Consider the following 24,939-nt stretch of genomic DNA (forward strand, 5'->3'; position numbering starts at 1 on the left):
GCAAATTAAAATGAAATGCAATCGTTTCATTTCTTGACAAGCGGATTTGTTTGTCCAATAATGAACCTATATCATTTCATTTTGGAGCGCAGCATGCCCACCCCGTCCAGTTCCGCCGAGCAATCCGGCGTCCCACCAGCAGGCCCAGTGGCCGCCCGCATCGCTCCCGCGCCGGCTGCCGCCCCCGCCGCGCCGAATCACCGCGTGAAAATCATTGCCGGCCTGATCGTGCTGGTGGCCTTGGGCGCCGGTGCCCGCATGTGGTACCGCAGCCACTATTTCGTCGAAACGGAAAACGCCTATGTGGCCGGCCACGTGCACCCGGTATCGTCGCGCATTGCCGGCGTCGTCACCAAGGTCTTTATCGATGACAACCAGATCGTGAAAGAGGGCGATGTGATCGCCGAACTCGATCCGTTCGACCAGCGCGTGAAGACCGAACAGATCGCCGCCCAGATCGCCAGCGCCGAGCAGCAGGTGCTGCAGGCCGACGCGCAGATCGCGCAAGTCAAGGCGCAAGCGAGCGCAGCCCAGGCCCAGGTGGCCCAGGCCGATGCCCAGCTGCTGCGCACGAAACAGGATGCCGAGCGTTTCGGCCAGCTGTACACCAGCCAGATGAAAGCCGTGTCGAAAGCGGAACTGGACGCGGCCAACGCCGCCCGTTCCGGCGCCGTGGCCGACCTGGCCGCCCGTCGCGACAGCGTCGTCGCTGCCAAGGCCCAGATTGGCGCCGCGCAAGCTGCGCGCGACGTGGCCAAGGCGCAAGTCGATGTGCTGCGCGTGCAGTTGAAGGACGCCGAACAGCAGCTGCAATACAACAAGATCCTGGCCCCGGTTGCCGGCCGCATCGGCAAGCGCAATGTGGAAACCGGCATGCGCGTGCAGCCCGGCCAGCAATTGACGGCCATCGTGCAGAATAATGTGTGGGTCACCGCCAACTTCAAGGAAACCCAGCTGGCCGACCTGCGCCCTGGCCAGAGCGTGCATGTGTCGGTCGATGCCATGCCGGGCAAGAAACTGGTCGGTACCGTGGACAGCTTTGCGCCAGCCTCGGGCGCCCAGTTCGCGCTGCTGCCGGCCGATAACGCCACCGGCAATTTCACCAAGATCGTGCAGCGCGTGCCGGTCAAGATCGTGTTCCAGCCGAAGGATATCGCTGCCATGAACGGCCGCCTGGTGCCGGGCATGTCGGTGATCGCCGAAGTGGAAATCAACCAGCCTGACAATCAGCCTGCGCGCCACGCCGCCGCTCCTGCCAACGCACCGGCCGCCAACGCCGCCCGCTAAATTCCCATGAGCAGCCCCACAACCACGCTGGCGAAACCGCCAGCCTTCCCCGTGCTTGACGACAAAGTCTCCGGGCGCACCTGGCTGGCGGTCGCCGCCGGCATGCTGGGCGCCTTCATGGCGGTGCTCGACATCCAGATCACCAACTCTTCGCTGAAGGATATCCTGGGTTCGCTGTCGGCTACCCAGGAAGAAGGTTCGTGGATTTCCACTGCCTATCTGGTGGCCGAAATCATCGTCATTCCGCTCACCGCGCTGCTGGCACGCGTGTTCAGCCTGCGCGGCTACATGATCGGCACCACCTCGTTCTTCCTGCTGTTTTCCACCCTGTGCGGCACCGCCTGGAACCTGGAAAGCATGATCGTGTTCCGCATGCTGCAGGGCTTCACGGGCGGCGCCCTGATCCCGATGGCGTTCACGCTGGTGATGCTCAAGCTGCCGCCGTCGAAGCGCGCCACCGGCATGGCGATTTTCGGCCTGACGGCCACTCTGGCGCCGGCCATGGGCCCGACCCTGGGCGGCTACCTGAGCGAACTGTATGGCTGGCCATCGATCTTCTATATCAACTGGGTGCCGGGCGCGCTGCTGATCGTCGGCATGATCTATGGCCTTGACCGCGAGCCGACCAACCTGAAGCTGTTCTGGAAGGCCGACTGGCTAGGCATCTTCTTCATGGCGCTGGGCCTCGGTTGCCTGACGATTTTCCTGGAAGAGGGCAACTCGAAAGACTGGTTCGATTCCGGCTTCATCATCACCTTTGCCGCGCTGGCGATCACGGGCCTCCTGGGCTGGGTGGTCACCAGCGCGACGCGCGCCGAACCGTTCGTCAACCTGGGCCTGTACAGCCAGCGCAATTTCCTCGTCGCGACCCTGCTGTCGGCGGTGACGGGCATGGGCCTGTACGGCTCGGCCTTTTTGCTGCCGCTGTTCCTGGGCCAGATCGCCGGCTATTCGCCGATGCAGATCGGTGAAGTCATCATGTGGGTGGGCTTGCCGCAGCTGTTCATCATGCCGTTCGTGGCGAAATTATCGTCGGTGGTCGACAACCGCATCCTGTGTTCGTTCGGCCTCTTGCTGTTCGGCGGCTCGTGCCTGATGAACGCCTATATGGATGCCAGTACCGGTTATGACCAGCTGCTGTGGTCGCAGGTGGTGCGCGCGCTGGGCCAGCCTTTCGTGATGCTGACCCTGTCGAACTTCGCCATGAAGGGCATCGCGCCGAAAGACATGGCGTCGGCCTCCAGCCTGTTCAACATGACGCGCAACCTGGGCGGCTCGATCGGCATCGCGCTGCTGGCCACGGCGCTCAGCACCCGCGAGCATTTTCATTCGCAGCGCCTGGGCGAAGCGATCAACGCGTTTTCCAGCGCCACGCAGTTGCGCATCGACCAGCTGACGTCATCGTTCATGGCCAAGGGTTTCGATCCGGTCACGGCCGGCAACCAGGCCTTGCAGGCGATCGACGGCATCGTGCGCCGCGAAGCGTATGTGATGGCCTACAACGACGGCTTTTTCCTGGTCGGCGTGATACTGATCGCTTGCATCGTGCCGCTGTGGCTGGCCGACAAACTCAAAGCTCCCGGTGGCGGTGGCGGCGGTCATTGATCGTTTGCGCAAGCTCCTCAAGAACAAGAAGGTACACATCATGAATACAGTTATGAGCAAAATCGCCGCCGCAGCCTCGCTGGCCGTGCTGCTTTCCGCCTGCGGCACCGTGGGCCAGGACTTCAAGGCGCCCGCCAACGTGGCCGGCATCGATACGGCCACGTTCCGCCATGGCGCTGGCACGGCAGACGCCGCGCAACTGCCGGCCGACTGGTGGAGCGTGTTCGGCGACGACACCCTGAACCGGCTGGAACAAAGCGCGCTGCGCGACAACCCCAGCGTGAGAGCGGCCGGCGAACGATTGCTGCAGGCGCTGGCGCAAAGCGGCACGGCGCGCGCCAACCAGGGCGTGAACGTGAACCTGAGCACCGGCATTTCGAACTCGCGCACCTCGGCCAATACCTCGCAGGGTCTGGCGCTGGGCAACCGCTCGATCAGCGGCAACAACTTTTCCGTCGGCGGCTCGCTGTCATATGAAATCGATTTGCTGGGCCGCGTGAAACGCATGGTCGAAGCGGCCGACGCGCAAGTGCTGGCCTCGCAGGCCGACCGCGACGGCGTGCTGCAGATGCTGTCGGCGCAAGTGGCCAGCAACTACTGGCAGCTGCGTGGCCTGGACGCGGAAATGACGATACTGAACGGTGCGTTGGACACCCGCCGCGAATCGCTGCAATTGGTCGAGGCGCGCTTCAACGCAGGCCTGACCAATGAGCTGGACCTGGCGCGCGCAAAAGTCGAACTGCAGAACGCCCAGGCCGACCTGCACGAAGTCAAACGCCAGCGCAACCAGCTGGAAAACAGCCTGGCCACCTTGACCGGCAAGGCGCCGGCGGCAATGCAATTGCCATCGGCCAGCGATCCGGCCGCCTTGCCGCAGCCGCCGATGATCCCGGTCGGCCTGCCGGCGAGCCTGCTGTCGCACCGTCCGGACCTGGTCTCCAGCGTGGCCGGCCTGCGCGCCTTCAATGCGCAAGTGGGCGTGGCCGAAGGCGCGTTCTATCCGTCGCTGCAACTGACGGGCAATTTCGGCTTTGCCTCGGAAAAGCTGCGTGACCTGGCGCAGGGCGGTTCGCGCCAGTTCAGCGTGGGGCCATTGGCGCTGTCGCTGCCGATCTTTGACGGTGGCCGCAACCAGGCCAACCTCGATTTGTCGAAAGCGCGCTACAACGAAGCGCTGGCCAACCATGAAACAAAATTGCTGACGGCCCTGCGCGAAGTGGAAGACGCCTTGTCGGACGTCGAGCAGCGCCAGTTGCAGGGTGACGCCCAGGCGCTGTCGCAAGAAGCGGCGGCGCGCGCCTACCTGGTGGCGCGCACGCGCTACGAGCGCGGCGTGTCGAACTACCTCGACGTCACCGACGCCCAGCGCAGCTCGCTGGCGGCCGACCGCGCCGCCGTGCAGATCAAGACCCAGCGCCTGCTGGCGACCGTCGCCGTGGCCCGCACGCTGGGCGCCGGCTGGCAGCCGCAGGGCGACCTGGCCAAGGTTGTCAGTAACTGAGGCCGACTGTTTACGTGAGCGTGGCCGGCGGCGGTGTCGCCGCCGGCCCGTAGCGTTGCAAAACAAGTTCAATCAAGGTTGTCAGCTTCGGCGTCGGCTGGCGGTCGCGCGGATACAGCAAATGCATGGGCCGCGCCGGCGGCACATAGCCGGCCAGGATCGGCAGCAGCCGTCCGGCGGCGATATCGCCAGCCATCAAAATCTCTGCCTGCATGACGATGCCGAAGCCATGCAGGGCCGCCACGCGCAGCGCCTGGCCGTTGTTCGAGCGGAAGCGGCTTTCCTCCCTGGCGCCTTCTTTTCCATTCAAGCGCCAGCGCAGATGGCGCGCCCACTGCATGAAGTCCAGGCATTCATGCCGCGCCAGGTCGTCCGGCGTGTGCGGCACGCCATGCTTTTCCAGGTAGGCGGGCGCGGCGCAGATCACCATCGCATATGGCCGCAAGGGCCGCGCCACCATGTTCGAATCGTCCAGCTTGCCGATGCGGATGGCCGCGTCTACCCCTTCTTCCAGCAAGTCGACCAGGCGGTCGTTCAGGTTCAGCTCCAGGCTCACTTCCGGATAAGTGTCCAGGTAGTCGGCCAGCAGCGGCGCCAGGCATTCGCTGCCGAACGACACGGGCGCCGTGATCTTCAGCTTGCCGCGCGGCGCCGCGCGCATGGCTTCGGCACCTGTTTCGGCGGCCTGCACCTGCGCCAGGATCTGCCGGCACTGTTCCAGGTACTGCGCACCGATTTCCGTCAGGTGCTGGCGCCGCGTGGTGCGCACCAGCAGCTTTGCGCCCAGCAGCGCTTCCAGGTAGCTGACATGTTTGCCCACCATCACGGGCGAGATGCGAAATGCCTCGGCGGCCGCGCTCAGGCTGCCTGCATCGACCACGGCGACAAACACCTCCATGCTGCGCAGCTTGTCCATTGATTGCAAACCCTGAGTTCTTGATCCTGTAAATGGTAGCGTATTTATCGTGCGGCAAGTGCGGCGCATACTGGCTGTATTCCAACCAGCCAGGACAGCATCATGAAAATCATCATTATCGGCGCCAGCGGCACCATCGGTTCGGCCGTCGTCAGCGAACTCGGCCAGAATCACGAGATCATCGAAGTGGGCAGCCGCAGCGGCGCCCATCAGGCCGACATGGGCGATATCGCCCAGGTGCGCGAGTTGTTCGCGCGCATCGGCAAGGTCGACGCGGTGGTGGTGACGGCAGGCAAGCTGCATTTCGGTCCGCTGGCCGGGCTGACACCGGAACAGTTTCAAGTGGGTCTGGCAAGCAAGCTGATGGGACAAGTCAACGTGGCCCTGGTGGCGCAGCAATATTTGAACGATGGCGGCTCGATCACGCTCACCAGCGGCATCGTGGCCGAGCAGCCCATCCGCAACGGCGCGGCCGCCAGCATGACCAACGCGGCAGTGGAAGGCTTTGTGCGCGGCGCCGCCATCGAACTGGCGCGCGGCATGCGCATCAACGTGGTCAGCCCCACCGTGCTGCAGGAATCGCTGGCCGCCTACGGCTCGTTTTTCCCGGGCTTCGAGCCGGCCGCCGCCAGCCGGGTGGCGCTGGCCTACCGGCGCAGCGTGGAGGGCGCGCAGACGGGCCAGGTCTACCGTGTGTGGTAGGGTTCAGACGTAAAAGCGGCTGCTTTTGAGCGGCCTCAGGCAGGCTGGCGCCATTCATGATAAATTAACTTTTATTTCCAAATGTCAACATCATGGTGATGATGAGTTTGGACACTTTCATGGATGAATGGATATGCAAAGCACCAAAATCAGCACACGGCTTTATACGGGATTTGGCCTGGTCCTGCTGCTGCTGATCATCGTTACCGCACTCGGCATCAACCGGGTGCAAAAGATCGACGCCATTCTCACCAGTATCAGCGACGTCAACAACGTCAAGCAGCGCCATGCGATCAATTTCCGCGGCAGCGTGCATGACCGCGCAATCGCCCTGCGCGACGTGGTGCTGGCGGCCGACGCCGCTGCAGCCAGGACGGAAGTTGCGCGCATCGAAACGCTGGCCGCCAATTACGCCCAGGCCGCCACGCCGCTCGATCAGATCATCGGCAGCGGCAAGGATGTGACCGAAGCGGAGCGCACGGCGCTGGCTGGCATCAAGGCCAGCGAAGCGAAGGCCCAGCCGATTATCGCCAAGGTGATTCAATTGCGCCTGGCCGACGATGTGGCCGGCGCCACCGCCTTGCTGCAGCAGCAGGGGGCCGTCGCCTTTACTGGCTGGCTCGCTTCGGTCAACCAGCTGATCGACCTGGAAGAAAAGATGAGCCGCGAACAGGCCGACAGCGCCAGCACCGTGGCGCGCAGCTTTTTCTTCTTCATGGTGCTGCTGTGCCTGGGGGCGATCGCCATCGGCACGGTCGCCGCCTGGCGCATCAGCCATGGCCTGCTGCGCCAGCTCGGTGGCGAGCCGGACTACGCGGCCGCCATCGCCGGCGAAATTGCCGCCGGTAACCTGGCAGTGACCATCACGACGCAGCCGAACGACCGCGCCAGCCTGCTGTACGCCATGCGCGGCATGCGCGACAGCCTGGTGGCCATCGTCAGCCAGGTACGTACCGGCACGCAGACCATCGCCACCAATTCGCGCGAAATCGCCGCCGGCAACCTCGATTTGTCGAACCGCACCGAGCAGCAAGCCGGCTCGATCGAGGAAACCGCCACCTCGATGGAGCAACTGACCGGCACCGTCAAGCAGAACGCCGAGCACGCCATCGAGGCTAACCAGCTGGCGATGTCGGCATCAAGCGTGGCGGTCAAGGGCGGCGCCGTGGTGGCGCAGGTGGTGCAGACCATGGCCGCCATCAATGAGTCGTCGAAAAAGATTGTCGACATTATCGGCGTGATCGACGGCATTGCCTTCCAGACGAATATCCTGGCGCTGAACGCGGCCGTCGAAGCGGCGCGCGCTGGCGAGCAGGGCCGCGGCTTTGCCGTCGTCGCTACCGAAGTGCGCAGCCTGGCCCAGCGTTCCAGCCAGGCCGCCAAGGAAATCAAGTCGCTGATCGATGACTCGGTCGAGAGAGTCGACACGGGCGCGCGCCTGGTCGATGAAGCGGGTGCGACCATGCAGGACATCGTCGACAGCGTCAAGCGCGTGACCGACATCATGGGCGAGATCAGCGTGGCCACGCGCGAGCAGTCGTCCGGCATCGAGCAGGTGAACCAGGCGATCGGCCTGATGGACCAAGTGGTGCAGCAGAATGCGGCGCTGGTGGAAGAGTCGGCCTCGGCCGCCGCTTCGCTGGAAGAGCAGGCCGGCAGCCTGTCGCAGGTAGTCAGCATCTTCAAGCTTGATGATGCCCAGGTGCCGATGCCGGCAGCGCAGCCAGTGCGCAAGGCTGTGGTGGCGGCCAGCAAGCCGCAAGTGAGGCCGGCAGCCAAGCCGGCAGCGAAAAAGCTGGCTTCGAAGGCGTCGGCAGACGAGGCCTGGGAAGAATTTTAAGCGGCGCTCGCATACAATGTGGGCCTCACAATAGTCTTGCCGAGGTTCACATGAAACACATTCTGTTCCCGCTGCTGATGGCCGTTGCCGTCGGCAGCGCCTGCGCCGCCACCCCAGCCACTGTCACGCAACTGTCCGCCATGAGCGCGCGCTATGCGCCGGTCGCGCTGACGGCCGATACCAGTCATTTGTCGGCCGGCGACCGCCAGGCCATCGCCAGGCTGGTCGAATCAGCCAAACTGGTCGACGTGCTGCAGCTGCGCCAGCGCTGGTCCGGCAATGAAGCGCTGTGGGCGGCGTTAAAAAAAGACAAGTCCGCGCTGGGCCAGGCCCGCCTGAACTATTTCTGGATCAACAAGGGACCCTGGTCGGTGCTCGACGGCCATGCCTCGTTCATGCCAGCAAACTATGCCGGCATCGCGATTCCGGCCCATAAACCCGAAGCGGGCAATTTCTATCCGCAGGGCGCCACCAAGGCCTCGCTGGAAAGCTGGATGAACGGCTTGTCGCCTGATGAAAAACAGCAGGCGCAATGGTTCTTCACGACCATACGCGCCGGCAAGGACGGCAAGTACGCCACCGTCAAGTATTCGGACGAGTACAAAGTCGAGCTGACCCAGCTGGCCAAGCTGCTGGACCAAGCGGCGGCCGCCACCGACAACGCGTCGTTGAAAAAATTCCTCACCCTGCGCGCCAAGGCATTTCTTGACAACGACTACCTGCCGTCCGACTTTGCCTGGATGGACCTCGATTCGCCGGTCGACATCACCATCGGCCCGTACGAAACCTATAACGACGAGCTGTTCGGCTACAAGGCCGCGTTTGAAGCGTATGTGAATATCCGCGACCAGGCCGAAACGCAGAAGCTGAACTTTTTTGCCCGGCACATGCAGGAGCTGGAAGACAACCTGCCGCTGGACGCGCAATACCGCAACCCCAAGGTAGGCGCGCTGGCGCCGATGGTGGTGGTCAACCAGGTGTATGGCGCCGGCGACGGCAATATGGCGGTGCAGACGGCAGCCTACAACCTGCCGAACGACGAGCGCATCATCAGCGCGCGCGGCTCGAAGCGCGTGATGCTGAAAAACGTGCAGGAAGCCAAGTTCCAGGCCACCCTGACGCCGATCTCGAAGCTGGTGCTGGCACCCGAAGCGCAGCAGGACGTCGACTTCAATTCCTTCTTCACGCATATTCTCGCGCATGAAATCATGCATGGCCTGGGCCCGCATGCTACCAAAATCGATGGCAAGGCCTCGACGCCGCGCCAGGACCTGAAGGAAACCTATTCCACCATCGAGGAAGCCAAGGCCGATATCACCGGCCTGTTTGCGCTGCGCTACATGATGGACAAGGGGCAGCTGAACGACACGCTGGGGCAGGGCGAACTGGCCGAGCGCAAGCTGTACAACACTTTCCTGGCCTCGGGTTTTCGCACCCTGCATTTCGGTCTGACCGATTCGCATGCGCGCGGCATGGCGATCCAGATGAACTACATCCTCGACAAGGGCGGATTTGTGTCCCTGGGTGACGGCAGGTTCGGCGTGGATTTTGGCAAGATCAAGCAGGCCGTGATCGACCTGGACCGTGAATTTCTGACCATCGAGGCAACCGGCGACTATGCACGCGCGAAAGCCCTGATGGCGAAATACGTGGTGATACGGCCGGAAGTACAGGTGGCACTGGACAAGATGAAAGCCGTGCCCAACGATATCCGTCCCGAGTTCGTCACCGCGCGTGCGCTCGATCAGGCAGCCAGGGCCAAACAATAAACAGTTGCAGCGCGAACTGTAGTCAGTATCTGAAGCCGGCCATCGCGCCGGCTTTTTTTCGTGTTTTTTTCCGGGAAAGTTGCTACTTTTTCCTTGTGGAAATATTTTTTTGTTTTACTCTGCAGTTTCAATCTCCCGCCTTGATGACTGTACAGCCCATGTTGAAATTGCTTCCGTTGCTGAGTCTGCTGCTATCTGCCCCCGCCCTTGCTTCTTCTGCCCTGAGTCCGCTGGAAACGCGCTGGCTGAAAGCGGCCGCGCCCGTGGTCCACTATGCGCGCGAGCAAGGCTTGCCGCTCGATATCGTGGTCCAGCCGCAGGACGCGCAGGGCAGCGTGCCGCTGGCGCTTGGTTTCGAGGGTGGGCGCTGCAAGCTGGTGCTGTCGATGCGTGGCAATGCGCAGGTCGAAGCGGTGCTGCAGGGCGTGCCAGCGCAGCGCCACGGCCTGATGATCGAAGCGATGGCGGCGCACGAGATCGGCCACTGCCAGCGCTATGTGCAGGGAGACTGGCATGCCTTGCCACGCGGTTTTGTCGAGCGCGGCAGTACCCGCAGCGATCTGCGCGAACAAACCGAAACGCGCCGCGAAGAAGGCTATGCCGATCTGGTGGCGCTGGCCTGGATGCACGCGCGCCACCGTGACCATTACCCGGAGGTGCTGGGCTGGATGCGTTCGGTGCGCCAGGCAGGCGGCTCGCATGACACCCGGGCCTGGCTGGCGCTGGCGGGTGAGCGCGCCGCTTTTGCAGTGGACGCCACGCCGTTCGAGCAGGCCGGAGTGCTGTGGCGCCAGGGCCTGGCAGCTCGCTAGTTTCTCATCGGTAAGCCTGAACAGGGTGCGTTGTCGCACAGAGGTTTGTGCGCGACAGGGATTTAATCGGGGCATCAACCAAACCGAGAGGACCCATCATGAACAAAATGCTCTCCTTCGTGCTGGCCGCCAGCGCCAGTGCCCTGCTTGCCGCCGCACCGGCGTATGCACAAGATACCTCCTATAAATCGCTGACCGACCAGGCGGCGGCCACCTACAAGCAGGCCAAGGCTGCCTGTGACGCGCAGTCCGGCAATGCCAAAAAAGTCTGCGTGGAAGAAGCCAAGGTGGCGCGCGCCAAGGCCGAATCTGACGCCGTGGCCCAGCACCGCAACACGCCGCGCGAACTGGGCAAGGCCCGCAAGGACGTGGCCGATGCCGAATATGACTTGGCCAAGGCCCGCTGCGGCGACCGCACCGGCGCCGACAAAACCAGTTGCATGACCGACGCCAGGTCGAAACAGCGCGCCTCCCTGGCCGACGCCAATACGGGCGCGGCAGCCGGCACCAACGTGGCGCAGAACGCTGCGCCTGCCAACCGCGAAAACTGCGACAACATGGATGCTGGCGACAAGACCGCTTGCGTGGCGCGCAACGCCGCCGGCAGCACCAAGAACGTGGTGGCCGACACGGTCATCACCACCAAGATCAAGGCCGACCTGGTGCGCGATGATGACCTCAAAGCGATGGACGTGCACGTGGAAACCGTCAACGGCGTCGTCTCGCTGAGCGGCTTCGTGCCGTCGCAGGCGCAAGTGCAGAAAGCGGCCGACATGGCGCGCAGCGTGGAAGGCGTGACGGATGTGAAGAATGGCTTGAAAGTGAAGTAACCAAGTTGCAGCGAAAGTCCGGGGTCAGTCGCTGCGCGATCGTAATACGTCCCATTGGGACGTATTACCCCGCCGGGACTAGGCGTCCCCGTCTGACCCCAGGTTTCCGCTGTGTACTCCGGCGCCTGAAGTGGCGCTTTTATTTTGATTGTATAAATTACGATCGTCATATATCATGAAATCCACCTACCATCCGGCGCCCTGTATTTCATGAGGTCCACATGCTTTCCCTTCCAGTATCGCAATGGCTGGCGCGGCGCGGCATCCACTTTGCGTGGGTGATCGTTGCCATTACTTTTCTGACCGCCCTGACTTCGTCCGCCGCGCTGGGCCTGCCCGGTGCACTGCTGCAACCCTTGAGCCGCGAATTCGGCTGGGACGTGGAACAGATATCGTCGGCGCTGGCGGTGCGCTTCGTGCTGTTTGGCCTGATGGGGCCGTTCGCGGCCATCCTGATGGAGCGCTTTGGCCTGCGCAATATCATCTGCGTGGCGCTGGGCCTGATCGCTTGCGGCATGCTGCTGGCCACGCGCATGACGCAGTTCTGGCACCTGGTGGCGCTGTGGGGCATCTTGCTGGGCCTGGGTTCGGGCATGACGGCGCTGGTGCTGAGCGCGGTGGTGGCCAACCGCTGGTTTGACACCCACCGCGGGCTGGTGGTGGGCGTGCTGACTGCCAGCTCGGCCACCGGGCAATTGCTGTTCCTGCCGGTCGGCGCCTGGCTGATCGAACACATGGGCTGGCGCATGGCCGTCCTGCCGGTGTTTGCCAGCTGCGCGTTGGTGGCCGTGCTGGCGTTTTTCTGCATGCGCAACCGTCCGCAAGACGTCGGCTTGCGCGCTTATGGTGCCGATCCGGCTAGCCCGTTGGCTGCGCCGGCGACGGCGAAAATGACCTTTGCCACGCCATTTCTGATCCTGCGCAGCGTGGCCGGCCACCGTACCTTCTGGATACTGTTCGCCACCTTCTTTATCTGCGGCCTGAGCACCAACGGCCTGATCCAGACGCACTTCATTTCCCTTTGCGGCGACTCGGGGCTGTCCGCCGTGCCGGCCGCGTCCGTGCTGGCCATGATGGGGGCGTTCGACCTGTTCGGCACCATATTGTCCGGCTGGCTGTCGGACCGCTATGACAACCGCAAGCTGCTGTTCTGGTACTACGGCCTGCGCGGCCTGTCGCTGTTCTGGCTGCCGTATTCGGAGTTCACCCTGTACGGCCTGTCGCTGTTTGCCATGTTCTATGGCCTGGACTGGATCGCCACCGTGCCGCCGACCGTGAAACTGGTGGGCGCCACGTTTGGCAAGGAGCGCGCGGGCATGGTGTTCGGCTGGATCTTCGCCGGCCACCAGCTGGGCGCCGCCGTGGCCGCTTATGGCGCCGGCCGCATCCGCACCCTGATGCTGACCTACAACCCGGCCCTGTTCGCGGCTGGCGCCGCCTGCCTGGTGGCGGCATTGATGGTGCTGGCGATTGCGCGCCAGCGGGCAGTACTGGCGGACGTAAAAAAAGCCAGCCCTGCATAAGCGGCTGGCTTGCGATAAAGCGGCTGGCGATCAGTTCAGGTATTTCGACAGCCAGCCTTCGACTTCACTGTAGAAGAAGCGGCTGTTCTCGCCCTTCATGATCCAGTGGTTTTCGTCCGGGAACACCAGCAGCTTGGCTGGCACGTTCAGGCGCTGTTGCACGGCAAAGTTCATCAGCGCATTATTGGCCGGCACGCGGTAGTCGAGTTCGCCCACGCTGATCAGGATGGGCGTCTTGAAGCCCGTGCCTTTTTCATGATTGCCAGCTTGCATGATCGGGCTTTGATCGCGCCACACAGGCAGGTCGGACCAGACCGGGCCGCCAGCATTGACTTCACGGCCAAAGCCGCCGTCGCTGGTGCCCCATTGCATGATCAGGTCCATTTCGCCCGCATGCGAGACGATCGCCTTGTAGCGGGTGGTGGTGGCCTGCAGCCAGTTGGCCAGGTGGCCGCCGTAGCTGGCGCCGCCGGCCGCCAGTTTCGTGCTGTCGATAAACGGGTATTTCTTGATCGCCTCATCGACGCCCTGGTTGATCTCGTCGGCCGGCCCTTTCAATGGGTCGAACTGGATCGAACGGGCAAACTCCTCGCCGTAGCCGGTGGAACCCTTGTAGTCGGTCAGCAGCACGATATAGCCAGGCTTGGCCAGCAGGTGATAGTTCCAGCGCAGCACGAATTGGTCGCGCCACATGCTCGCTGCGCCGCCGTGAATCACGGTAAACAGCGGGTACTTCCTGGCCGGATCGAAATCGGCCGGCTTGACGATCATATTGTGGATCTGGCGGCCATCGGCCGTCTTGAACCAGAAGTGCTCGGGCGCCTGCCAATCGATCTTGCCGGCTTTTTCGGTATTGAAGGCGGTCAGCCGTTTCGGCTGCTTGCCATTGAAAGCATAGATTTCCGGCGGGTTGATGCTGGACTCCCACACGCCGACCAGCGCCTTGCCGCCGCTGCTGAGCGAGCTGATGCTGCCCGTCGCCAAGGATGGCTCGTCGCGCACGTCGCCGCCTTTCACGTCCATCGAATACAGTTTTTCCAGGCCCGCATGTTCGTAGCTGAAAATGACCCGCTTGCCGCCGTCGGGCAGCACGAAGCGCGAGATCGAACGGTCCAGCTTGTCTGTCAAAATTGCCGGTGCCGGATTGACCAGCGGCCAGGCAAAGCTGGCCAGGCGTTTCACGTCGTAGACCTTGCCCGGCGTTTCGGCATCGGTCAGGGTGAACAGGGTCTTGCCGTCGGCGGAAAATTTCAGCGAGCCATAGCTGCGCTGGTCCTGCGTCAACTTCTGCGGCTCGCCGCCTGCCGCCGGCACCAGGTACAGCTGGGAATAGGTGGCGGCGCGCTGGGCCGCATCGCGGTTGGTGGCGGCGTTGAAGACCACGCCTTTGCCGTCCGGTGTCCAGATGGCGTCGAGCGACTGGCCTTCATCGCCCTGGCCACCGCCAAAGCCGGGCAGGGTGACCAGTTGCGAGCCAGAAAGAATGTCACGCGGGGTAGTGGCTGCCTCGGTATCGATCACAAACAGGCGCACCTGCTTGTCGGTCAGCCATTTGTCGAAATAGCGCGGCGCCGTGGTTTCATACGAGCGCGCGCTGTACTTGCGTTCCTTGCGTTCTTTCGCGCTTTGCTTCACGTCCGCTTCGCTCTTGTTGCCGGGATAGATATCGCTGATGAACAGCAACTGCTTGCCGTCCGGACTCCATTTCGGCATGCGCGCGCCCATCGTCAAGCTCGTCAGGCGCTGTGCCTCGCCGCCGGCCACCACGTCCAGGCGATAGAGTTGGCCGGCCTCGTCGCCATCGCGGCGCGCCACGAACACCAGCTGGCGGCTGTCCGGCGACCAGGCCACCGCGCTTTCGCCACCCTTGGAAAAGGTCAGGCGGCGCGGCGCGCTGTCGTCGGTCAGCGACTTGATCCACAGGTCCGACCATTGCTCCTTGCTGTCGTAGGCGGCATCGACCACGGCAAACACGGCCCACTTGCCATCGGGACTGGCAACCGGTGCGCCGAGCCGTTTCATCAGCCATACGTCTTCATGCGTGATGGCGTGTTTGGCCGATTGGGTGGCTGCGGCCGGGGCGGCAGCCGCTGGTGCGGCGGCGTGGGCAAGCGAGGCACAGGCCGCTGCGATCAGCAGGGAGGCGAGGGAACGGCGAAGACGGGGTGATGTCATGAGCGGGATCCTGGGTTGAAAGTTACGACGAGCAATATTATTGCCCATCGGTTTGCTGTATGCCAAGCAGATGAACCGTTACTTACCATGGCTGTGGTGCGCGACCATGGCGGACGATGGGCTAAACTTGCCGCTTTATAATTGCCTGCCGCGCTCGCTCATGAAAATTAATCTATCCTTGTTGAAAACGGTATTGCTGGCCTCGCTGGCGCTGCCAGCCGGCCAGGCCAGCGCTGCCGATACGGCGCCGTATCCGAATACCAGCGCGATGGGCGTGGGCCAGGCGGAAACCACCACCTGGCATGCCGCCTGCATGAAGGTCGCCAAGGCCGCGCCGCCACCGGCCGACCTGCCCGCGCCCGGCGCCATGGCCTCCTTGCAGCAATGCAAGGCCAGCGAGCTGTATTACGATACCAAGAGTATGTCTGCGCCCAAGCCCGACGACTGGCGCCAGGTACGCCATTGCGCCGTGGCGACGAACAACAGCGAAGTGTTGATGATGTTGTACCAGAACGGCCAGGGCGTGACGAAAGCGCCGCCGCTGGCCTTGAAATACGCGTGCAGCATCGCTGCCGCGCCGGCCGAAATGGCCGGCAGGGTCGAGCATCTGCAAAAACTGGCCGCCAGTGGCCAGGGCAATATCGACCTGTGCGACGACATTACCAGCGGCTACATGATGGGCGTTTGCAGCGCCATCGACGCGCGCCAGAAAAACCGCGTGCGCAGCCAGGCCAGCGGCAAGGCGACCCAAGCGTGGCCGGCTGCCGTGCAAGCGTCCTGGCAGAAGCTGGAAGCGGCCACCGCCAAATTTGCCGACGCCCGCGCTGGCAAGGAAACCGACTTGAGCGGCAGCGCGCGCGCCGCCATGAGCATCGCCGCGCGCACGGCCGAACTGGAACTGCTGGCGCAAGACGTCAAGCAATACGAGGCGGGCAAGCTGCCGGCGGCCATGACGCAAGCCCAGGCGCAGGCGCTCGACAAGCAGTTGAACGGAATCTACGGCAAGCTGATGAAGCAGCCCAAGCCGGACTACGCGGGCGCTGTCGAAAAAGACGGCATCCGCGACACCCAGCGCCTGTGGCTCAAGTATCGCGATGCCTGGATCGCTTTTGGTGCCGCACATTACCCGTCCGTTACCAGCGATACCTGGGCAGCAGTATTGACGGCGCGCCGCAATGCGCAGCTGGAAGCGTTGCTGGAACCATGATGCGCGAGGCTTATTTTCACGAGGACGATGAGGGCCAGGTCCAACTGCTGCCGCTCGACAATCTGCAACACTGCTTGCAGCAGATGGGCCAGCAGCAGGCCTTTGCCGACGCCCATCAAAGCGGCGCCGGCTGGACCGAGATGTATATGCGCGAGGCGGCGCCGTCAAAGCTCGGCGCGCTGGGCATCACGGCGCAGCAGTTGCGGCTGGCAGTGATGGCGGTGCTGCCGCCTTACGACGCCGTCTTTACCGGCTACGCCAGCTATCGCGTGGAGTGCAAAAACGTGCTGGCGTTTGGCGGCGAGCACACGGAAACCCTGTTTGCCGGCCTGGACGAACACGGTATCGTGGTGGAACTATGGTGCAGCGACGGCATGCCGGAACTGCTGCGCTTGCCGCTGCCCGAGCAATTGCTGCTGGCCGACTGGAACGCGGGCCTGGCCTGCCCACTGTCGGACCGGGCACTGTTTGCGCGCTATCTGCAGGAATACGAGCTGGATTAAAACTATTCGCAGGCGATGGCGTTCGGCTGCGCTACCTTATCCACCGATGCCAGGCGCGCCATGTCGTTGCCGTCGCCTTCTTGCAGATAGGGCTGGTAAGTATCGATGATGATGCGCGCGCGCGCCTGCCAGCCACAGTTATCAAGCTGGCGCGCGGGCACGCGCAGCAGCTTGCGCGCTTCGGCATCATTGGAAAAGCAGAACCAGGCATCGTGCGTGGCTGCCGGGCGCGGCAGGCGGCCCCACTGGGCTTTATCTGGCGCGAAGCAGACACGGTCGCCGACGACCTGCAAGCTCATCTCGTCAGAGCGCTGGCTGTACTGGCCGTCGAGCACGATGGGCTTTTCCGACGGTGTGTACAGTTGAGTAGCGCCGAGCAGAAACAGGAGGGCAAGATTCACGATGGCCTTTGTGGTGGAGGGTAGGTGGAACATGGTATCACCGCGCCGGCCGCGCCACGGTTAACGAAAAAAGCCCATCCGTGTGGATGGGCTTTTCTGTACTGCGCATTCGTGGTAGGCCGTGCGGGATTCGAACCTGCGACCAACGGATTAAAAGTCCGCTGCTCTACCAGCTGAGCTAACGACCCGAAAGAGGCCGCATTATATATGGGTTTTGACAGAATGCAAAACCTTTTTACCGCCCATGTTCAACTCAATGCAGCGCCGCCGTGATCTTCAGCACTTCCTCGATGGTGGTCAGGCCCGCGATGATCTGTTGCGCGCCGGCCAGGCGCAGCGGCGTCATGCCGTCCGCCACGCTCTGGCGGCGCAGCGCATGCAGGTCGGCGCCTTCGCGGATGAGCTGGCCAAAGCGTTCGGTCACGCTCAGCAGTTCATAGATGCCGGTGCGGCCCCGGTAGCCGCTTTGCCGGCAATTTGAACAGCCGACCGGGCGATAGCAGGCGTCAGGCTGCGCCAGCTGGCCGCCAGCCAGGCTGTGCCATTGCGCTGCACCGGGTGCTTCCGCCAGTTGCTTGCATTCAAGGCACAGGCGGCGCAGCAGGCGCTGGGCCAGCACGCCGATCAGGCTCGCTTCCAGCAGGTAGCTTGGCACGCCCAGTTCCAGCAGCCGCATCACGGCCGAGGGCGCGTCGTTGGTGTGCAGGGTCGATAGCACGAGATGGCCGGTCAGCGCCGCCTGGATCGCCATTTCGGCGGTGGCCAGGTCGCGGATTTCGCCGACCATGATGATATCCGGGTCCTGCCGCAGCAGTGCGCGCACGCCGTCGGCAAACGACAGTTCGGGCTGCACCTGGACCTGGTTGAAGGCGGGCTCGACCATTTCGATCGGGTCTTCCACCGTGCACACATTGACTTCGCTGCCGGCCAGCGCTTTCAGGGTGCTGTATAAAGTGGTGGTCTTGCCCGAACCGGTCGGGCCGGTCACCAGCACGATGCCATGCGTGCGCGCCGTCAGGGCCTGCCAGCGCAGGGCGTCTGCCGGCGGAAAGCCCAGCTGGTCCAGGCTTTTCAGCACCACTTCGGGGTCAAAAATGCGCATTACCAGCTTTTCGCCAAAGGCGGTCGGCAAGGTCGACAGGCGCAGCTCGATTTCCTGGCCCTGGGCGTTGCGCGTCTTGATGCGGCCATCTTGGGGCCGGCGCTTTTCCACCACGTCCATGCGGCCCAGCAATTTGATGCGCGCCGTCATGGCCAGCATCACCACCGGCGGCACCTGGTAAGCCTGGTGCAGCAGGCCGTCGATGCGCAGGCGCACCAGGCCCACGTCGCGTTTCGGTTCCAGGTGAATGTCGGAGGCGCGCTGGGCAAAGGCGTATTGCCACAGCCAGTCGACGATGCGCACCACGTGCTGGTCGTTGGCGTCCAGGCTGCTCTTGCCGCGGCCCAGTTCGACCAGTTGCTCGAAGTTATGGCGCAGCGACAAGTCCTGGGTCGACGATTGCCGCGCCACCTTGACGGAACCGGCCAGGCTGAAAAACTGCGCAATATAGTCAGCGATCAAGACAGGATTGGCGATCACCAGGCTCAGTTTGCGTGGCGCCAGCCGCCCCAGTTCCGCCTGCCAGGCCAGCGCATAAGGCTGGGCGGTGGCGATCACAATGCGCTCGGGATTGCTTTCGACGGGCAGGATATTGAAGCGCGCCGCATAGCTGGCCGTCATCACGTCGGCCACCTGGCTGAAGTCGATGGTCAAGGGATCGATGCGCAGAAAGGGCAGGTGAGCGCGGCCGGCCAGCCAGGCGCACAGGGTGTCGAGGGTGAGCGGCGCATGCGGCGCGCTGGCCGAGCGCAGCTGGCAGTCGGCCACGGCGCATAGTGGATGGATGGGCTTGCTGTGCTGCAAGCAGGTTTGTGCGCGGGTGCGGATCTCGGCGATATTGTCTGCGGCCAGATGGCCATCGGCCAGCAGCCAGGAGATGATTTCCTGCAGGTCCAGCGGGGCGGAAGATGGGGGCATGGCCGGCGCCTTTCATGGCCGCCGGCACAAGCAACAGCGGCAGCTTACAGCGTGCTCTGGATGCCCTTGAGCCAGGTCTTGGCGGGCAGCTTGGTGTCGGCAACGATCTGTTTCGCACGTACGAGCAATGCGGCCTGTGCATCGGCATCGAGTGCCACCCTGGTCTTGAAAGCGATCGCCACCACGTTTCCATCATGGACTTCAGGCAGGCAGATCACCTGTTCGAACGCAAATTTCATCGCCTTGAGGTTTTTCGCGTAGCTCGGGTGGTCGCCGAACAGGTTGACCGTCATGATGCCGTGCGGCGCCAGGCAGGCGCAGCAGGCGCTGTAGAATTCGGCGCTGTCGAGCACCGGGCCGCGCGCGGTGGCGTCGTACAGGTCGACCTGCAAGGCGTCCAGCGTGCCGTGGTGGGCTTCGTCGTTGACATAGTCGAGCGCATCCATTTCGCGCACGTGCAGGCGCTCGTCGTTCGGCGGCAGCTTGAACATCGACTCGCAGATGGTAATCACGGACGGATTGAGTTCGATCGCCTCGACCTGCGCCTGCGGAAACTGGCGGTAGCAGAACTTGGTCAGCGCCGCCGTGCCCAGGCCCAGCTGGGCCACGCGCTGCGGTTGCGCTATCCACAGCATCCAGGCCATCATCTGCTGCGCGTATTCCAGCTCCGGCCAGTCGGGCTTGCGGATACGCATCGCGCCCTGCACCCACTCGGTACCGAAATGCAGATAGCGCACGCCATCCATTTCAGACAGGGTGACGGGTGCATAGCGCGGCTTGCGCGCAGGGCGCGAGGATTCGATTTGTTCGATGGATTTTCGTTTGATAAGCATAAGGCGGGCCTGGAAGTGTGCCGCATTATAGCGTGCCATAAAAAAATGCCGGCCCCCGGGGGCCGGCATTCACAGCGCGTCGATGCAGGCGCTTATTGCTGTGCCGGCTCAATTGACACCCTGAGGCGGATGCGCTCGCCCGGGTCATACGACGTGATGCTGGTGTAGTTGCGGCCGCGGTAGTCATACGTGACCTGGTAGCCATTGTTGCGCGACTCCCAATGATCGACCTGACGGCATTGCTTGACGGCTTGTTCCTGCGTGCCGCCCTGGTAATTGTTCTGGTTGTCGACCCGGTCGCCGACGACGGCGCCGGCAATCGCGCCAGCGGCGGCGGCGGCCGTACGGCCATTGCCGCTACCGACCTGGCTGCCCAGCAGGGCGCCGGCGATACCGCCGACGATCGAGCCGCCGGCGCTGCGCTGTTGCGGCGGTGCCTGGACCTGCATGTATTCCGTGCGGCATTCCTGGCGTGGACGGTTGACCTGTTCCACTTGCGGCACGACGCGCACGACCTTGCCGAAATCTTCAAAGTCGGCAGCCTGGGCGAGTGGCAAAGCACCGATACAAAGGGCTGACATGATCAATTTGGCTTGCAGGTTCATTTCTTACCTCGTTATGTGGAGTATCTTCAGGGTCTGGCGTCTGGATGTTGTCTTGATTTGATTTGCAACATGAATCCAGTGTAATCGGCCTGCGCCCGCGAGTGTCATACCGCTGGCAACAAAATGTAACAGCAAAAGCACCTTTCCCCTCAGTCTGTAACATGCACTTTCAATCGATACAAAAGATTGAAACTCCGTTGAAACTCGTGGTTTGTAACAAATCTTGCGTTTGATATCATATTCGGGTTGATTCACAGAGGACAACACGTTACCCTAATACGCGTATGGCTTTAAAAACGCAGTCTGCCGCCGCAGCATGATGGCGACCGATATGCCGCGTGCGTATTGACCCGCAGGCGCCAAATGCAACAAACACAACAGATCCATACATAACAGGTCGATTTGAGGGAAAAATGAGTTTGTTAATAACCGTGCCGCCCAACCTTGTCCAGTCCATCCGCGCCTTCCGAGTGACCGAGTTACAAGACGAGGCGGCTCGTCTCGGGCAGCACTTTTTATATGCTTACTGCAACACCGGCCTGACCAAGCAGCAAGTCATCGGCCTGATCGCGGAAGCGTTCCTGTTTCCCAAGAGCCTGGCCAAGAATTTCGATGCCTTGCGCCTGTGCCTGACCGACACCATGTTCAAGGCCGGCCCCCAGGCAGGTTTCCTGGTGGTGCTGGAGCAATTGCCCAATACCCAGAAATTCGACAAGGAAGCGCGCGAAACCCTGCTCGACGTGTTCCGCGATGCGGCCGAATACTGGGCCGAGAAAAAAGTCCCGTTCCGCGTCTTTTACTCCTTCGAATAGCGCTGCCGCCGCCCATGCAGGCGCATGCTGCGCCGCAACAATAATGCCGGCCTTTCTAGATTCACGTCGCCATAGCGGGTACAATGCGCGCTATGAAAAATATCGTTATCCTTATTTCCGGACGTGGCAGCAATATGGAAGCGGTCGTGCGCGCGGCAAAAGCCGAGCAATGGCCTGCCCGTATCGCCGCCGTGATCAGCAACCGGGCCGATGCCCAGGGCCTGGTATTTGCTGCGGAACACGGGATAGCGACCGCAGTCGTTGCCAACAAGGATTACGCCAGCCGCGCCGAATTTGACGCAGCCCTGCAGCTGGTCATCGATGGTTTTTCGCCCGACCTGGTGGTACTGGCCGGTTTCATGCGTATCCTGACCGAACCGTTTGTCGAGCACTATGCGGGGCGCATGCTCAATATCCACCCGTCGCTGTTGCCGCTGTTCCCGGGCATGGCGACGCACCGGCAGGCGCTTGAGGCTGGCGTGACGGAACATGGCGCAACCGTGCACTTCGTCACGGCCGAACTCGATCATGGTCCGGCCGTGGCCAGCGCCACAGTTCCGGTGTTGCCGGGCGACACAGAAGACAGCTTATCGGCGCGCGTGCTGGTACAGGAACATCTGCTTTACCCGCGCGCCATCCGCCTGTTCATTGACGATAAACTGTCGGTAGAGCATGGCCAGGTCCGCGTGGACCCTCAATAAAATATTACAGGAAGAATAACAATGAGATTGCCACCAGCGATACTTGCCAATGCTGAAGAAGTATTGCGCGAAATTTTACGTTTCACGGCGCCCGCCGATACCACCCTGTCGCGCTATTTCCGCGACCATCCGCGCTTGGGTTCGCGCGAGCGCGGCGCCATCGCCGAAGGCATTTATGCCGTACTGCGCAACAAATCGTTCTTTACCGATTTTGCCGAAGCGGGCAATGGCCCGACCATGCGCCGCCTGACCATCCTCGGCTTGGCCGAAGCGATGGGCGCCGATTCGCTGGGCGGCCTGACGGAAGAAGAAGTGGAATGGCTCGAACGCATCAAGCAGATCGACCGCAACCTGATGCCGGCCAATATGCGTTCGAACATGCCGAAATGGCTGTTCGACAAGTTGATCGCCCAGTTCGGCGAAGCCGAAACCATGCAGCTGACCGATGCGCTCAATGCGCCGGCGCCACTGGACCTGCGCGTCAACTCGCTCAAGTCCACGCGTGAAGACGTGATGCTGGCGCTGGCCGAAGCGCCGATCCTGAGCACGCCGACGCCCTATGCGCCGCTGGGTCTGCGCGTGCTGAAAAAGCCATCCTTGCAAAACATGCCCTTGTTCCAGAGTGGCGCCATTGAAGTACAGGACGAAGGCAGCCAGATCCTGTCGCAGATCGTCGGCGCCAAGCGCGGCGAGATGGTGGTCGACTTCTGTGCCGGCGCGGGCGGCAAGACCCTGGCACTGGGCGCGCTGATGCGCAACACCGGCCGCCTGTACGCCTTCGACGTGTCGGAAAAGCGTTTGGCCAAGCTGAAGCCGCGCATGGCCCGCAGCGGCCTGTCGAACGTGCATCCGGTGCAGATCGCGCATGAACGCGACGCCAAGATCAAGCGCCTGGCCGGCAAGATCGACCGCGTGCTGGTCGACGCGCCATGTAGCGGCCTGGGTACCCTGCGCCGCAATCCGGACGTCAAATGGCGCCAGCAGCCGAACTCCATCGTCGAGTTGCAAGCGAAACAAGCTGCGATCCTGGCTGGCGCCGCGCGCCTGGTCAAGGGCGGCGGCCGCCTGGTGTACGCCACCTGCAGTTTCCTGAACGAAGAAAACGATGCGATCGCCGAGCAGTTCCTGGCAGCGAATCCCGACTTCACCCTGGTGCCGATGAGCAAGGTGCTGGCCGAACAGAAGATCGAACTGGACATGGGCGACTACCTGAAACTGCTGCCGCACCTGCACCAGACCGACGGCTTCTTTGCCGCCGTGTTCGAACGCAAGGTGATGCCGAAGAAAGTCTACGCCGACGAAAAAGCAGCCAACGACGCTGACGCAGCCGACGCCGACGCATAACAAGGCTTTACTGGCGGCCGCTGCACTCGCAGCGGCCGCCTTGTTTCATCCGCCAGCTTGCCTGGCATGAGCGTCCTGCTCGTCAGTATCATCCTCATGTTCCATCCACCATGACCAAAACCCCGCTGCTCAACCTGATCGCCGACTTTGTCGATGATTTCCGCCAGCCTGCCATCTTGTGGCAGGCGCTCGTCATCATTGCCTGCCTGGCGTTGAGCTGGGTCTTCGTGCGCCAGCTGCGCGCCGTGCTGGCCAGGCGCGCCGATGCTTTTGTTCCGCCTGTCAGCGCAGAAGTGCGTGCTCGCACCGAAAGTTTCATCCGCATCCTGACGCCGGTGCTCACCGCCTTGCTGCTGGGCGTGTCGCAGCATTTCCTGGCCAGGTTCCAGAGCGTCAACCTGCTCAGCATTGCCGTGCCCCTGTGTACCTCGATGGCGCTGGTGCGCTTCGGCTTTTATGTGCTGCGCCGCATCTTTGCCCGCCATGGCGAGATCAGCCCCACCATGTTGCTGCTGGAAAAAGTATTCACTATCGTCGTCTGGTTGGGCATGGCCCTGTATATCACTGGTCTGTGGCCGGAATTGCATGAATTCCTGGAAAGCATCGTGGTGCCGCTGGGCCGCAACAAGGTCTCGGTGGCTGCCATCTTGCAAGCCGCTATTTCAGTCGCCGTACTGATGGTGCTGGCGATGTGGGCCGGTACCGCGCTGGACGATCGGCTGATGAAAATGCAGGGCCTGCATTCCTCGCTGAAGGTGGTGGTCTCGCGCATGGGGCGCGCCGTGCTGATCCTCGTTTCCGTGCTGGTCAGCCTGTCGCTGGTGGGCATCGACCTGACGGTCTTGTCGGTGTTCGGTGGCGCTTTCGGCGTGGCGCTCGGTTTCGGCCTGCAGAAGATTGCCGCCAACTTCGTTTCCGGTTTCATCATCCTGCTCGACCGCAGCCTGACCATCGGCGACATGATCACGGTGGGGCAGTTCAGCGGTAAAGTCACGCAGATCAATACGCGCTATACTGTGCTGTTGGGCGGCGATGGCGTTGAATCCATCGTGCCCAATGAAATGCTGATCTCGGGCGGCGTGCAGAACATGTCGCTCAGCAATCGCATGGTGTGGCTGTCGGCCACCGTATCGGTCGGCTATGAAACCGATATCGACGTCATCTTCCCGCTGCTGGAAGAAGCGGCGGCCAACGTGCCGCGGGTGTCAAAAAGCAAGCCACCGTCGGCGACCCTGGTGCGTTTCGGCGCTGATGGCCTCGACCTGCAGATCGGCTTCTGGATCTCGGACCCTGAAAACGGCACCGGTGGCGTAAAATCGAATGTGAACCGTGCGATTTGGCGGACGTTACAGCAACATAAGGTATCGGTGCCGTTTCCGCAGCGTGAATTGCGGATTATCGGTACGCCACCCGCCGCGCTGGCGGATGAAACAGAAGGGGCGCCCACGCCCCCCGGCACGCAGCCCTGACCTCGCTGCTGCTTTCAAAATTGCCTGATCGCACCCGTTAGGGCGTACAATTACGCCTAAAATTGACGATGCCGGACCGCCTGC

At 62.6% G+C, this 24,939-nt stretch carries 21 protein-coding genes and 1 tRNA gene; 15 read left to right on the forward strand and 7 right to left on the reverse strand.

All coding sequences use genetic code 11. The features are described 5' to 3' along the window. Nucleotides 1-93 precede the first annotated feature (93 nt). Genes AC0Z42_RS14855 through AC0Z42_RS14865 form a run of 3 tightly spaced genes read left to right on the forward strand, consistent with a single transcriptional unit; the run spans nt 94 to nt 4,393 of the window. Nucleotides 94-1,287: an HlyD family secretion protein gene (locus AC0Z42_RS14855; protein WP_485468977.1), complete on the forward strand. Its 1,194-nt coding sequence runs from the start codon at nt 94-96 to the stop codon at nt 1,285-1,287. Between the two features lie 6 nt (nt 1,288-1,293). Beyond that, on the forward strand, nt 1,294-2,892 hold the full coding sequence (locus AC0Z42_RS14860) for a DHA2 family efflux MFS transporter permease subunit (protein ID WP_485468978.1): 1,599 nt from the start codon (nt 1,294-1,296) through the stop codon (nt 2,890-2,892). Between the two features lie 40 nt (nt 2,893-2,932). Then, nucleotides 2,933-4,393, forward strand: coding sequence for an efflux transporter outer membrane subunit (locus tag AC0Z42_RS14865; protein ID WP_485468979.1), 1,461 nt, complete (start codon nt 2,933-2,935; stop codon nt 4,391-4,393). Between the two features lie 10 nt (nt 4,394-4,403). Here AC0Z42_RS14865 and AC0Z42_RS14870 read toward each other — a convergent pair whose 3' ends face one another. Next, nucleotides 4,404-5,309, reverse strand: a complete 906-nt coding sequence (locus AC0Z42_RS14870; protein ID WP_485468980.1) for a LysR family transcriptional regulator — start codon at nt 5,307-5,309, stop codon at nt 4,404-4,406. A 102-nt stretch (nt 5,310-5,411) separates the two neighbouring features. On the opposite strand from AC0Z42_RS14870, the gene AC0Z42_RS14875 reads away from it, so the two are divergent. The 6 genes from AC0Z42_RS14875 to AC0Z42_RS14900 all read left to right on the forward strand — a co-directional run bounded on the left by AC0Z42_RS14875 (nt 5,412) and on the right by AC0Z42_RS14900 (nt 12,785). After that, nucleotides 5,412-6,011, forward strand: coding sequence for a short chain dehydrogenase (locus AC0Z42_RS14875; protein ID WP_485468981.1), 600 nt, complete (start codon nt 5,412-5,414; stop codon nt 6,009-6,011). 127 nt (nt 6,012-6,138) lie between these two features. Beyond that, nucleotides 6,139-7,851, forward strand: coding sequence for a methyl-accepting chemotaxis protein (locus AC0Z42_RS14880; protein ID WP_485468982.1), 1,713 nt, complete (start codon nt 6,139-6,141; stop codon nt 7,849-7,851). Between the two features lie 50 nt (nt 7,852-7,901). Further along, nucleotides 7,902-9,620, forward strand: coding sequence for a dipeptidyl-peptidase 3 family protein (locus AC0Z42_RS14885; RefSeq protein ID WP_485468983.1), 1,719 nt, complete (start codon nt 7,902-7,904; stop codon nt 9,618-9,620). 158 nt (nt 9,621-9,778) lie between these two features. Beyond that, entirely contained in the window at nt 9,779-10,432 is a 654-nt protein-coding gene (locus AC0Z42_RS14890; protein WP_485468984.1) for a hypothetical protein, read from the forward strand. Between the two features lie 98 nt (nt 10,433-10,530). Beyond that, a complete protein-coding gene (locus tag AC0Z42_RS14895) occupies nt 10,531-11,262 on the forward strand; it encodes a BON domain-containing protein (RefSeq protein WP_485468985.1) in 732 nt (243 codons plus the stop codon). A 221-nt stretch (nt 11,263-11,483) separates the two neighbouring features. Beyond that, complete coding sequence (locus AC0Z42_RS14900) at nt 11,484-12,785, forward strand: MFS transporter (protein WP_485468986.1); 1,302 nt, start codon at nt 11,484-11,486, stop codon at nt 12,783-12,785. 30 nt (nt 12,786-12,815) lie between these two features. On the opposite strand, the gene AC0Z42_RS14905 is transcribed toward AC0Z42_RS14900, so the two are convergent. After that, nucleotides 12,816-14,960: a dipeptidyl-peptidase 5 gene (locus tag AC0Z42_RS14905; RefSeq protein WP_485468987.1), complete on the reverse strand. Its 2,145-nt coding sequence runs from the start codon at nt 14,958-14,960 to the stop codon at nt 12,816-12,818. A gap of 160 nt (nt 14,961-15,120) precedes the next feature. Between AC0Z42_RS14905 and AC0Z42_RS14910 the strand changes: the two genes are divergently transcribed. Together AC0Z42_RS14910 and AC0Z42_RS14915 are read left to right on the forward strand one after the other, a co-directional pair. Continuing rightward, a complete protein-coding gene (locus AC0Z42_RS14910; RefSeq protein ID WP_485468988.1) occupies nt 15,121-16,167 on the forward strand; it encodes a lysozyme inhibitor LprI family protein in 1,047 nt (348 codons plus the stop codon). After that, nucleotides 16,164-16,670, forward strand: a complete 507-nt coding sequence (locus AC0Z42_RS14915; protein ID WP_485468989.1) for a hypothetical protein — start codon at nt 16,164-16,166, stop codon at nt 16,668-16,670. The genes AC0Z42_RS14910 and AC0Z42_RS14915 overlap by 4 nt, the downstream gene beginning before the upstream one ends. Nucleotides 16,671-16,672: 2 nt before the next feature. Here the strand turns inward: AC0Z42_RS14915 and AC0Z42_RS14920 are convergent, their stop codons facing one another. From AC0Z42_RS14920 to AC0Z42_RS14940, 5 genes are all read right to left on the reverse strand, one after another. Next, nucleotides 16,673-17,071: a hypothetical protein gene (locus tag AC0Z42_RS14920; RefSeq protein ID WP_485468990.1), complete on the reverse strand. Its 399-nt coding sequence runs from the start codon at nt 17,069-17,071 to the stop codon at nt 16,673-16,675. A gap of 112 nt (nt 17,072-17,183) precedes the next feature. Continuing rightward, nucleotides 17,184-17,259: transfer RNA gene (locus AC0Z42_RS14925), tRNA-Lys, on the reverse strand. 65 nt (nt 17,260-17,324) lie between these two features. Then, nucleotides 17,325-19,091: a GspE/PulE family protein gene (locus AC0Z42_RS14930; protein ID WP_485468991.1), complete on the reverse strand. Its 1,767-nt coding sequence runs from the start codon at nt 19,089-19,091 to the stop codon at nt 17,325-17,327. A 44-nt stretch (nt 19,092-19,135) separates the two neighbouring features. Continuing rightward, nucleotides 19,136-19,924, reverse strand: coding sequence for a class I SAM-dependent methyltransferase (locus AC0Z42_RS14935; protein ID WP_485468992.1), 789 nt, complete (start codon nt 19,922-19,924; stop codon nt 19,136-19,138). 92 nt (nt 19,925-20,016) lie between these two features. Then, nucleotides 20,017-20,529 (reverse strand): glycine zipper 2TM domain-containing protein, encoded by a 513-nt coding sequence (locus AC0Z42_RS14940; RefSeq protein WP_485468993.1) that lies wholly within the window; start codon nt 20,527-20,529, stop codon nt 20,017-20,019. A 344-nt stretch (nt 20,530-20,873) separates the two neighbouring features. Between AC0Z42_RS14940 and AC0Z42_RS14945 the strand changes: the two genes are divergently transcribed. The 4 genes from AC0Z42_RS14945 (at nt 20,874) to AC0Z42_RS14960 (ending at nt 24,855) form a co-directional block, all read left to right on the forward strand. After that, the gene (locus AC0Z42_RS14945) at nt 20,874-21,341 is read left to right on the forward strand and encodes a barstar family protein (RefSeq protein WP_485469031.1); all 468 of its coding nucleotides are present in this window, start codon (nt 20,874-20,876) and stop codon (nt 21,339-21,341) included. 92 nt (nt 21,342-21,433) lie between these two features. Continuing rightward, entirely contained in the window at nt 21,434-22,042 is a 609-nt protein-coding gene (purN, locus tag AC0Z42_RS14950) for a phosphoribosylglycinamide formyltransferase (RefSeq protein WP_426077775.1), read from the forward strand. 21 nt (nt 22,043-22,063) lie between these two features. After that, nucleotides 22,064-23,386 (forward strand): RsmB/NOP family class I SAM-dependent RNA methyltransferase, encoded by a 1,323-nt coding sequence (locus AC0Z42_RS14955; protein WP_485468994.1) that lies wholly within the window; start codon nt 22,064-22,066, stop codon nt 23,384-23,386. A gap of 110 nt (nt 23,387-23,496) precedes the next feature. Continuing rightward, nucleotides 23,497-24,855: a mechanosensitive ion channel family protein gene (locus AC0Z42_RS14960; RefSeq protein ID WP_485468995.1), complete on the forward strand. Its 1,359-nt coding sequence runs from the start codon at nt 23,497-23,499 to the stop codon at nt 24,853-24,855. The last annotated feature ends 84 nt before the right edge of the window (nt 24,856-24,939 follow it).

The sequence above is a fragment of the Janthinobacterium sp. 1L-D-8-B-C4 genome, from assembly GCF_057291295.1.